Below are 9,988 nucleotides of genomic sequence, written 5' to 3'. Positions count from 1 at the left end.
TCATCTCACGGATTTCATGTAAAAGAACAGAGTACTCTGTATCCCTATCCACTCCCCCTTCCCGGTTTCGGGCGGTGACCTTAATCGGTACTGGTTTTACTGGATTCTTTTTCATATGGTGTACCCTAAAGCCCCCAGGTTCTTTCTAATCTCCTCATCGAGCCGGGCACCTTCCTCAATCTGCTCAGATAACTGTTTTGTCAGCCGGACCATCTTCTCAGCAAAGGGCTCTCCATCATCCTCGGTATCTTCTGCCCCGACATACCGACCGGGAGTCAGCACATACCCATGCTTTGCGATCTCCTCAAGGCTCGCTGATGCACAAAAACCCGGTACATCCTCATACTCCCCGGCCCCTGCATCACCACGCCAGGCATGATACGTCCCGGCAATCTTGTCGATATCCTCGTCGGTCAGCTCCCGGTGAGTTCGATCCCGCATGACCCCCATCTTCCGGGCATCAATGAAGAGCACTTCACCTCTCCGGTCCCTGAACCTCCCGTTCGATCTATTCCTGGCAACAAACCAGAGACAGGCAGGAATCTGGGTAGAGTAAAAGAGCTGGCCGGGAAGGGCCACCATACAGTCCACAAGGTCTGCTTCGAGGAGGTTCTTCCTGATCTCCCCTTCACCTGACTGATTCGATGACATCGACCCGTTTGCCAGCACAAACCCGGCAATACCGGACGGGGAGAGATGATGGATAAAATGCTGAATCCAGGCATAGTTTGCATTCCCGGCCGGGGGGATGCCGTATCTCCACCGGACGTCATCCTTGAGGTTCTCCCCTCCCCAGTCTTTCATATTAAAGGGAGGATTGGCAAGGATATAATCCGCTTTCAGATGTGGATGCAGATCCCGCCGGAAACTATCCGCATGTTCAGCCCCGAGATCATGGTCGATCCCCCGGATAGCAAGGTTCATCTTTGCCAGTTTCCAGGTCGTTGGGTTGGACTCCTGCCCGTAGATGGAGATATCACCAATCCGGCCACCGTGAGCCTCCACAAACCTCTCACTCTGGACAAACATCCCGCCAGACCCGCAGCAGGGATCATACACCCGACCCTTGAAGGGGGAGATCATCGCAACAAGCGTCTGAACAACACACCGGGGCGTATAGAACTGACCGCCGTTCTTCCCTTCCGCACTCGCAAACTCGGAGAGGAAATACTCATACACTCTGCCGATAATATCCTTTGACCGGTTTTCAGAGTCGCTCAGGTTCAGTGTCCCGATGAGATCGATGAGTTCTCCCAGTTTCTCCTTATCAAGACCGGGACGGGCATACTCCTTGGGAAGAATGTTTTTCAGAACGGCATTATCTCGTTCGATGGCATACATCGCATCATCGACGATCTTCCCGATCTCCGGACGCTTCGCATTCTGCTGGATATAGGACCAGCGTGCCTCCTTTGGAATCCAGAAGATGTTCTCCGACCTGTACTCATCCGGATCCTCAATCACCCCGTACCGGACTTCAGGTTCAGCAATATACCAGGTGCTCTTTGGATCCGAGTATGCCTGCTCAAGCGAGGAGTGTTTCTCTTCAAATGCATCAGAAAGATATTTCAAAAAAATGAGACCAAGGACGACATGCTTGTACTCAGCCGCATCCATATTGTTCCGGAGTTTATCAGCCGCTGCCCAGAGGGTTGCCTCAAACCCAAGATTTGCTGCGGTTGTTTCCTTTGTCTTTTTCCCACGGGCCATATTCAGAGATTAGAGGGTTAATCGTGACAAACGATATATGTTTTCAAATACTGGTGCGGCCTACATAGATACTATGGCAATCTGGATAGCATCAGGGAACCGGCAGAACTGGGAGGTTGTGAAAAAACACAACATCTGGGGTGTTCCAAAACGGAGCAAAGGACTTCATTCGAGAGTGAAACCCGGTGATACTATTCTCATGTATGTCAGGTCCGAAACACATGGAGATACTGTCCTTCCCTCTGCTATCATGGGAGAGTTCAAAGTAACCGAACTCTTTGAAGATGGAAAACCGCTCTTCACCGCTCCACCCCAGATGGGAGAAGAGGTGTTTCCATACCGGTTCAGGCTCAAACCAGTGAAGATATTCAAAGAGCCGGTGGAGATTAAACCATTAATTCCTGAACTTGGGTTTGTGACGAATAAGACCATGTGGTCCGGGCATTTCAGACAGGCAATGCGGGAGATACCTGAAGAAGATTACCGGAAAATAATCTCTGCAGCGAAATAACCATTCATAATTCATCCCACTCTTATTAACGAATTATCCATTTCACTCCCATAACCCATGAAGATCTCCCAAAAGTCAAGGAGATCTCCGATCATTACATCCTCAATACAACAGCTACCTTCCATAGTGAACGGATACCAATACCTGAACTTGAGGAGATGATATTCTGAATAAACCCCGCTTTCGTCTTTTTTCATTCACGAAGGAGGTGAGGTCACTGGGTACTGTTTTCTTACCCGGTTAAAAAAAGCAGGAATATAAACGGACTGCTGAACTCAGCATCCACTTAAAACCCGGTTTTACAGGGAGGAGAATTAGTCAGCTCGCCATTGACCATATTGAGCAGACAGAAAGGGGGTCCATATAGTGATCAGGACACTCTGCGGTGAAAACCATGTCAGCATCCGAATACTGGAAAAGATGGGATACATAAAAGCAGCCCACCTTCAGAATGTCGATAAAATTCGGAGAGATTTTCGATATGGTTATGCACCAAAAAAAGATATAATTGCTATAGATGGAAATTCTGGGGAATTATTTCAGCTTATTCTCCATTTCCACTCCAGTATCCCTGCTCCTCAACCTTCCTGGTAAAAGTCTCCTCATCAGGAATCCTGCTCTGAAGATCGGTGACCGATTCACGGAGGCGTGTGAGGATATCCTGTATCAACTCTCTATCCGGTTCATCAAGGAGATCCATATCTGCTATCTGATCAAGCTCATCCCAGGGGATGGTTGGGAGTGTTTCTCTCACCTCCGATGAAACGAGCTGTGCTATTCGTGAAAGCCGGATGACCTGATACACCAATCCATCGTGACAGAGTCTTCTTGATACCGGATCTGTAGCATTCTCTTCCTCATTGTTCACATACACCCGTTCAATACTACGAATATAAAGCAGAATATCAAGAAGATACGAGATCTGCCGGTGGGTTGGCTTTAGGTTTTTGAGCATCCCAATCCGGCGGATGTAGTTTTCACTTTTCTCGACCTGCTTTTTATCAGCGATATCCACCTTTCTCTCAAATATCTTCTCCATTTCTTCGATCATCTCATGGTACGTAACGAGATCCGGGTGAAACCCCGGTTCATACGTGATCATGATGTCGATATCACTGTCAGGCCGGAGAGTCCCTGTGCTGGCTGATCCAAAGAATGAAAACGTAGAGATATGATACCGGGTACAGAAATCTCTGATCTGTGCCTCCGTGATTGGAAGACCTTCTGGAATAACCGGCTTATGAATCAGTGTCATGTTCTTTTCACAATATTTGGATTTCAGACAACTAATCGAGAGATGTTAGTCATATAATATATGCAGGGAAGAGGAATATTTTTTCAGAATTGCCCCGTTCATAAGGAAAAGAGGCAGGGTTCAGGTAATTACCGACTGCTCAACTGCCCGGAGAGCGAAATGGAACGTCACCAGTGCAAAGACCAGGAGGTAGATGAACGATACCAGGATCTCTGTGCTATTATAGATGAATTCCAGCCCAAGTGCGCTGAAATGATCACCCATTGAGAAGTACCGGAGCCCGTTTGAAAGATGAGTCAGTGGATTTATGAGAGCAATCTCCTGCAGAACGGGAGGAAGTCCTGCCGATGGATAGAGGGCATTTGAGGCAAAGAACACCGGCATGGAGAGTACTGTCGTGACTCCCTGGTATCCTTCCGGTGATGATATTTTGAATGCAACATAGAGAGAAACACAGAGCACCGCTGCTGAAAAGACAGCAACAAAGAGGACCATGCCGACCAGGGATATGATCACTCCTCCAATGCTCTCTCCGGAGAAGAAGGTGACTCCGAGGATCATCCCGAATACGATGATTATAACGGTCTGAATCAGAGACTTCGTAACTGATGAAAGGGATATTCCGGTGATCAGATCACGCCTCGGCATCGGACTTGCCATGATCTCCCGGAGAATTCCCCAGTTCTTGTCAAAGAGGACTGAAAATCCACCGTACAGGTTTGCAAAGAGAATCGTTGCAGCAATCATCCCCGGACACATGAAGGTCAGGTAATCATAGGAGATCATCCCTGCCGGAGCAGAACCACCACCAAGAATACGTTCAAAATTTCCTGCCATCCCAAGACCAAAGAGAGCAAGCCAGAGGATGGGATGAAGCATCGAGGTGAAGAGCTGATCCTTGAATCTGACATACCGGCGAATATCACGTTTGAATACCGCAATAAATCCTGAAACCATAGAGAATCACCTAATCCCGGATCTCCGTTCCGGTATAATGCATAAAGACGTCATCCATCGTGGGTTTTTTCAGACTGACTGACGTAACCGTGATTCCCTGTTCATCCGCAGCCCTGATGATGTCAGGAAGCACCTGTGCCCCGTCATTTCCGGAGAATATGAGTAACTTCCCGTAACATGGCTGAATCCCGGTGATACCCGGTATTTCTTGAATTCTGGTTGATACAGCACTGTTGTCAGTGGTTTCTAGATAGATGATATCTTTTCCAAGGCCTGATTTGAGCTCATCCGGTGTTCCTCTCTGTATGATCTCTCCATGATCAATGAGTGCAATCGAATCAGAGAGGATATCAGCCTCATCCATGTAATGGGTCGTCATGAAGATGGTAGTTCCTTCCTGGTTTACCATTCTGAGATACTCCCAGGTCTTCTGTCTGGTCTGTGGATCAAGCCCGATGGTCGGTTCATCAAGAAAGAGAATCTGCGGACGTGTCATCAGACCACGGGCAATCTCAAGTCTGCGTTTCATCCCACCTGAAAGAGTGCTGACAAGTGCATCGGCCTTCTCTTCAAGTTCCACAAGGGTCAAAAGTTCTGATATTCGCTGCATTTTATCCTCCAGGCCCATTCCGTAGATATCCCCGTGAAAATCAAGGGTTTCCCTGACCGTCATATCCTTGTCAAGCGTTATCTGCTGAAATACAATCCCGATTGACTCCCTGACTTTGACATGGTCTGCTCTGAGATCATATCCTGCAACGGTGACCGTCCCTTCCTGCATGGGAAGGAGCGTGATAAGGGTGTTTATCACCGTTGTTTTTCCTGCTCCGTTTGGCCCGAGAAAAGAGAAGAATTCTCCCCTTTTTACTCTGAATGAGACATCTTTTACTGCCTGTACATCACCATACGCATATGAAAAATTTGATACATCCAATATGACTGAATTACTCATGAGTCACCTTTATCCTGCAATTTTGCACCTGATTCGTGAAAGAAACTTCCGAATACCCCGGTAAAGACAACAATCTGGTTCTTTGGAAGATACGCGAGACATTCTTCAGGTTATGGACCCTGACACCGGAGAGTTCAATCGCCTCTGATTTCCTTCCCCTCCGGCTTCTGCATTATATTCATCAAGAAAACTAAGAACCCATTCCCGTTCTGCCTTGATGAGAAACTGCCGTCTCCTTGACAGGGCAAGATTTCCCACCGGACATTTGTGTTCAAGGAAAAACTGCTCCAGTTCCTGGTAACAGGTGATACGCTCATCGATGGACTTCAGATATTTATCCAGAACTTCGTTCACCTCTTCTTTCGTCAGAAGGTGCAGGTTTGCAAGGGCGAGATCAATCTGATAGATGGTGATCTCCAGTTCAGACATGATCTCTACGATCCTCTCTTTGAGTTCCTTTTTTCCTTTTTCGGTGATGGAGTAGATCTTCTTGACCTTGTTGGTATCGGTGACGGTCAGGTTTACGTCAACGAGCAGTTTCTTCTCGAGTTTTTCCAGAACCTTGTAAATGGATGAGAGTGAGATCTCGGTCCAGTACCGCATGTCGTGCTCCCACACGTCTCTTTCAATCTCATACGGATACATCGGTCTTTCAGAGAGAAGCCCCAGAAGGGCCGTCTCCATGTTCGAGATCGAACTCATACAATATTGTACTAGTACAATACTATTTAGATACATCGTTGGACAAAGTGACAACGATGATTAGCACGTTAAATGGAAGATTATTTAACCCTCAATGGGTGTAATCAATATCAAAAATCATGAAAGAGTTCACCTATCGGGAAATAGTGGATAAACAGTAAATATTAGGTAGGATAGCAGTTCTTACCCCGGATAGGTAATAATACATCATACACAAATCTAATACATTAAATCCTATGAATATGATTGAAGTAATTATCGGTGATAATGGAGAGATCATTATTCCAGACACGATGAGAAAAAACCTGGATTTTTTTCCTGGGAAAAAAATTATTCTCTATGAGGAGGATGATTCTCTGCATATTATCCCATCAGAAAGAAAAGCTTCCAGCCGGTTTTCTCAGTTTGCCCATGAACACAATCGGATATTAAAGATTGATTCTGATAGTGATTATGATGAAATGCTCCATGAAAGAGTTGGATAAATAATGTATTATCTTGATTCCAATATGGTCATCTATGCATCAGGTGACTCTGGAGTAAAAGGTGAATGGTGTAGATCTGTTATTTCCATGATTGAAACGGGATCGGTTTCCGCATGCACCTCTTATCTTACCTTTGATGAGTACTTCTATAAAATCAAAAAAGAGTTCTCGCATGAAGATGCGGTAAGATTGTCTGAAATTTTTCTCAATATCGCGAACTTGAAATTTATTCCCGTTGATAAAAAAGTGATAACAACTGCACACAACTCCTTACAGAATACCCAATAAATCCCAGGGATGCACTGCATGCTGCTACTGCCGCTCTTGCAGGATGCAAATTCGTGATTTCCGAAGACAATGATTTTAAACGGTTTTCATTCATAACTAGAAAATGGATGGAATTATAATAAGAATTTTAATTTTTTTGAAAAACCCAGTATCTCAAAAACCAAAATCCACCGGATGATAAAGATCCCGAAGAATATTGACCTTGACGTCACCTCCCGATATGCGAGAGAGGTTTGCCTAAATTCAGGGCTCGTTATTATGAATAAGCCATTTGTATAAAATAATAACTTAAAAATAACTTTCAATGACAAGAAGAATTTTAAGAAGAATGCGAGGGAAGCGATTTGAACGCTCGAACGCCTTCGCGACAAGGCCCTCAACCTTGCTCCTTTGACCTGGCTCGGATACCCTCGCTCAATGAACAATAATTGCACCGTATTACCGGAGATCAGAATGTATCCTGAACATCGGGTCTCTGTGCCTGAATAAGGTCGATGTAGTACGTAAAGAACTTATCTATTCCACTCACGGAGAAGACCCACTGTCTAATACCAATGAAGAACAGAAAAAGATCTATGTGGTCTGCGATTCTCGGTTGGTTTGAAGATTCCCCGTCACAAACACGGGTCGTCAGGTTTCTTCTCGAAAACGGATTCGGAGTAAATCAGGATGGGAAAATCGCATGTAATACCATCGCGGTGGCAGCGACGCAGGTTGCCGCCAAACTCCATGTTGACCGGAGGGTCGTCGAAGCCACCGCCCGCCGTATCCTCACCTCACCCTTTCGGGACATCTTCATTAACATGCGGGCCACCCCTGATCTCTCCGTCATTGCTGAGAGCCTCTCTCTCTCTGTCATCACCGTCATACCCCAGGACGCGAGCAGGCCGGGTATTGTTGATGCCTGCATTCACATACTCTCATCCCACAACATAGGCCTGCGGCAGGTTTTTGTCACTGATCCCCACCTCTCTGAAGAGCCGCGCCTGGTGATCATCGCCGAAGGAAAAATGCCCCCCGGAGTCATCGATGAACTCAGGGAGTTACCGGTTGTAAAGAGACTTATTCTATGAAGATTCTGGATCAGGCGTTTTCAGCCGCTCCAGTTCATTTGCCAGTGCAAGAAACCGTTTCCTGATCGGCTCATCAAACCGTTCCAACGATGATTCAAACTCTTCATGGCTTATCACCCGGGTTCCTTTCACCAGGTTATCAGCATGGGCCACAATCTTCTCCTCCAGCGTTTCAGGAATCCGGTCAACAGCAGAAAGTCCAAACTCTGCCCGTTCGTTGGCCTGAAGACCAGCTCCGATATGCCGCTCAACAATTCGGCAGAGGGACTCATCAAACCCAAGTGACCGGCAGATAATCCCTCCTTCATCAGCATGGCCCATCCCATGAGTTTTGGACCGGCCGATATCATGAAGGATCGCTCCTGCAGCAACTAATTGAGCGTCTACTTTTATTCCTGCACCGGCGATGTCAGATGCAATCCGGATCGCAACATCACGGACAACACGACAATGCTCAATGACTCCGGGATCACACCCTGCATCGGAAAGAAAAGATAAATATTCGTCTCCCGGACTACACATGACCGAGATTCTCTTCAATACGTGCAATACGTTTCTGCAGAGCATTCACCAGCAGGTCATTGTCAAAATGAACCATCTTGTTTTCACATTCCTGACAGACAAACTGTGAATCCATTGCATCCGAAAATGTGATTGTGTTTCCACAGTTCGGACAGCTATAGAATGCGTTCTCACTCTCGTATTTGTACCGCTTCCGAAGTTTTTCCAGAATTATCTCAAGATCCTTTGAGACTGAATCATACATATTGTCCAGTTCAAGTTCCCAGAGATAGGTCAGCCAGCCGGTCTCGTTATTTTTTATTCTGCGATATTTTGCCAGCCGGTGTTCATACAGAGTGTACAAGGTATTCCTGACTGAGTTCAGGTTTATCTTTGTGACCTCTGCAAGTTCTTCATCACTGTATTCCTTATCTGTCGGAAACCGCCGGATGAGTTCAATTCCCTCATCCCCAATCATCCGGTGAAGATATGCAAAAATAGCCTTGTCAGCCAGTATCTCCTCGTGGGAAGCCATCACCGTATATATTGCCCCACTACCCTGATAGTAGTATCCAGTGCCATCTGTGCAGACGCCGGATCAGGCCCGGATCCATACACGCTAATAACCGCACTTCCTTCTTCAAATGAGGCGGGAGGGACCGGAATGTCGGCAACTCCCGGAGCAAGGAAGGAGAGATCATCCAGAACGGCGCATTGCCGGTCAGCAAAGAGAATCCGGCGGAGGGCATACTGCTTCGGAACTGGCATAGCATCTGGCAGAACTCCCTGGCAGGCATCCAGGTGTATTTTCACCAGATTTATCCCGGTCGCGGTCTCGATGGTATCAAGGGTTGCTACAAACCGGGGGTTGAGCTCAATTGCATAGACCTCGCTATCGCTGACCATGAAATCAATCCCAAGAATACCAAGACACCCAGACGCTGCTGCTGCCCGTTCTGCATAGGAGATCATCTGATCCTGCAGTGGATGGTCAAAGGGGGTCAGGGAACCGGCAAACCCGAACCGGTATGGGCCTTCACCCCGGAGAATCTGACGGTTAACCGCAAGTGCCTGTGCCCGGCCACATCCGGCAACAACACAGACCGATGCAGGAATTCCCTGCACTATCCTCTGCAGCAGGAATGGTTCATCAGGAAAGGCCTCTTTCCATGCATCGATATCCGACGGGGAACTGACTATGGTATTACGCCACCCCCCTGAACCGGAGAGTGGCTTGAGCATTGCCGGGAACTCCCCTGGTTCTGCAAGCGGAGGGACCGGGATAGCAAGCCCTGAGAACCAGTCCTGTACAAATCCCTTGTTGAGGAACTGCCGTGCCGTATGGGCATCGGTCCCGAAGACCGGAGCAGGAAGATCCTCAAGTGTTTCGGCCCCGGAAGTTGGAATGATAGCATCGATGGCATACCTCCCGCACATCTCCCTGATTCGGATGGGGAGCTCGGCCAGCTCATCAAACGACATGCAGCAGACCATATGTTTCCGGAGATCGGCATCACAGAAATGATCAACCGCACAGACCTCATACCCGGCCCA

General features: G+C 47.3%; 12 protein-coding genes, 1 tRNA gene and 1 pseudogene. 4 read left to right on the top strand and 10 right to left on the bottom strand.

Going from position 1 to position 9,988, the window contains the following annotated elements; translation table 11 throughout:
- Positions 1-111: 111 nt before the first annotated feature.
- Positions 112-1,710, bottom strand: coding sequence for a class I SAM-dependent DNA methyltransferase (locus LDL35_RS11855; protein WP_304022629.1), 1,599 nt, complete (start codon positions 1,708-1,710; stop codon positions 112-114).
- Positions 1,711-1,783: 73 nt separating this feature from the next.
- Between LDL35_RS11855 and LDL35_RS11850 the strand changes: the two genes are divergently transcribed.
- The gene (locus LDL35_RS11850; RefSeq protein ID WP_304022628.1) at positions 1,784-2,221 is read left to right on the top strand and encodes an EVE domain-containing protein; all 438 of its coding nucleotides are present in this window, start codon (positions 1,784-1,786) and stop codon (positions 2,219-2,221) included.
- An 11-nt stretch (positions 2,222-2,232) separates the two neighbouring features.
- Here the strand turns inward: LDL35_RS11850 and LDL35_RS11845 are convergent, their stop codons facing one another.
- From LDL35_RS11845 to LDL35_RS11825, 5 genes are all read right to left on the bottom strand, one after another.
- On the bottom strand, positions 2,233-2,418 hold the full coding sequence (locus tag LDL35_RS11845; RefSeq protein ID WP_304022627.1) for a hypothetical protein: 186 nt from the start codon (positions 2,416-2,418) through the stop codon (positions 2,233-2,235).
- A gap of 347 nt (positions 2,419-2,765) precedes the next feature.
- Positions 2,766-3,476: a nucleotidyltransferase family protein gene (locus LDL35_RS11840; RefSeq protein ID WP_304022626.1), complete on the bottom strand. Its 711-nt coding sequence runs from the start codon at positions 3,474-3,476 to the stop codon at positions 2,766-2,768.
- A 120-nt stretch (positions 3,477-3,596) separates the two neighbouring features.
- Positions 3,597-4,433, bottom strand: a complete 837-nt coding sequence (locus LDL35_RS11835) for an ABC transporter permease (RefSeq protein WP_304022624.1) — start codon at positions 4,431-4,433, stop codon at positions 3,597-3,599.
- Between the two features lie 10 nt (positions 4,434-4,443).
- Entirely contained in the window at positions 4,444-5,385 is a 942-nt protein-coding gene (locus LDL35_RS11830) for an ATP-binding cassette domain-containing protein (protein WP_304022623.1), read from the bottom strand.
- 105 nt (positions 5,386-5,490) lie between these two features.
- Positions 5,491-6,087, bottom strand: coding sequence for a PadR family transcriptional regulator (locus LDL35_RS11825; protein WP_304022622.1), 597 nt, complete (start codon positions 6,085-6,087; stop codon positions 5,491-5,493).
- A 242-nt stretch (positions 6,088-6,329) separates the two neighbouring features.
- On the opposite strand from LDL35_RS11825, the gene LDL35_RS11820 reads away from it, so the two are divergent.
- Positions 6,330-6,572 (top strand): AbrB/MazE/SpoVT family DNA-binding domain-containing protein, encoded by a 243-nt coding sequence (locus tag LDL35_RS11820; protein WP_304022621.1) that lies wholly within the window; start codon positions 6,330-6,332, stop codon positions 6,570-6,572.
- 275 nt (positions 6,573-6,847) lie between these two features.
- Positions 6,848-6,979: pseudogene (locus tag LDL35_RS15400) on the top strand (PIN domain-containing protein); the annotation flags it as partial.
- A gap of 210 nt (positions 6,980-7,189) precedes the next feature.
- Here LDL35_RS15400 and LDL35_RS11815 read toward each other — a convergent pair.
- Positions 7,190-7,274 (bottom strand) — tRNA-Leu (locus LDL35_RS11815).
- A gap of 161 nt (positions 7,275-7,435) precedes the next feature.
- On the opposite strand from LDL35_RS11815, the gene LDL35_RS11810 reads away from it, so the two are divergent.
- On the top strand, positions 7,436-7,933 hold the full coding sequence (locus tag LDL35_RS11810; protein WP_048067589.1) for a regulator of amino acid metabolism, contains ACT domain protein: 498 nt from the start codon (positions 7,436-7,438) through the stop codon (positions 7,931-7,933).
- Here the strand turns inward: LDL35_RS11810 and LDL35_RS11805 are convergent.
- The 3 genes from LDL35_RS11805 to LDL35_RS11795 form a co-directional block, all read right to left on the bottom strand.
- The gene (locus tag LDL35_RS11805; RefSeq protein ID WP_304022620.1) at positions 7,928-8,455 is read right to left on the bottom strand and encodes an HDIG domain-containing metalloprotein; all 528 of its coding nucleotides are present in this window, start codon (positions 8,453-8,455) and stop codon (positions 7,928-7,930) included. The genes LDL35_RS11810 and LDL35_RS11805 overlap by 6 nt on opposite strands.
- Complete coding sequence (locus LDL35_RS11800; protein WP_304022619.1) at positions 8,448-8,969, bottom strand: transcription factor; 522 nt, start codon at positions 8,967-8,969, stop codon at positions 8,448-8,450. Before LDL35_RS11800 ends, LDL35_RS11805 begins: the two co-directional genes overlap by 8 nt.
- Positions 8,969-9,988 (bottom strand): ATP-grasp domain-containing protein (locus LDL35_RS11795; protein ID WP_304022618.1); only part of this gene is annotated, 1,020 nt, incomplete at its 5' end. The genes LDL35_RS11795 and LDL35_RS11800, both read right to left, overlap by 1 nt.

Source organism: Methanospirillum hungatei (assembly GCF_020216685.1).
GTDB lineage: Archaea > Halobacteriota > Methanomicrobia > Methanomicrobiales > Methanospirillaceae > Methanospirillum > Methanospirillum hungatei_B.
The sequence above is the reverse complement of the archived record's forward strand: the minus strand, read 5'-3'. Positions and strand labels throughout refer to the sequence as shown.

Bases quoted from the DNA above. Each gene is read 5' to 3' on its own strand.
- LDL35_RS11855 (WP_304022629.1), bottom strand. From the start codon at position 1,710: ATGGCCCGTGGGAAAAAGACAAAGGAAACAACCGCAGCAAATCTTGGG.
- LDL35_RS11850 (WP_304022628.1), top strand. From the start codon at position 1,784: ATGGCAATCTGGATAGCATCAGGGAACCGGCAGAACTGGGAGGTTGTG.
- LDL35_RS11845 (WP_304022627.1), bottom strand. From the start codon at position 2,418: ATGAAAAAAGACGAAAGCGGGGTTTATTCAGAATATCATCTCCTCAAG.
- LDL35_RS11840 (WP_304022626.1), bottom strand. From the start codon at position 3,476: ATGACACTGATTCATAAGCCGGTTATTCCAGAAGGTCTTCCAATCACG.
- LDL35_RS11835 (WP_304022624.1), bottom strand. From the start codon at position 4,433: ATGGTTTCAGGATTTATTGCGGTATTCAAACGTGATATTCGCCGGTAT.
- LDL35_RS11830 (WP_304022623.1), bottom strand. From the start codon at position 5,385: ATGAGTAATTCAGTCATATTGGATGTATCAAATTTTTCATATGCGTAT.
- LDL35_RS11825 (WP_304022622.1), bottom strand. From the start codon at position 6,087: ATGAGTTCGATCTCGAACATGGAGACGGCCCTTCTGGGGCTTCTCTCT.
- LDL35_RS11820 (WP_304022621.1), top strand. From the start codon at position 6,330: ATGATTGAAGTAATTATCGGTGATAATGGAGAGATCATTATTCCAGAC.
- LDL35_RS11810 (WP_048067589.1), top strand. From the start codon at position 7,436: ATGTGGTCTGCGATTCTCGGTTGGTTTGAAGATTCCCCGTCACAAACA.
- LDL35_RS11805 (WP_304022620.1), bottom strand. From the start codon at position 8,455: ATGTGTAGTCCGGGAGACGAATATTTATCTTTTCTTTCCGATGCAGGG.
- LDL35_RS11800 (WP_304022619.1), bottom strand. From the start codon at position 8,969: ATGGCTTCCCACGAGGAGATACTGGCTGACAAGGCTATTTTTGCATAT.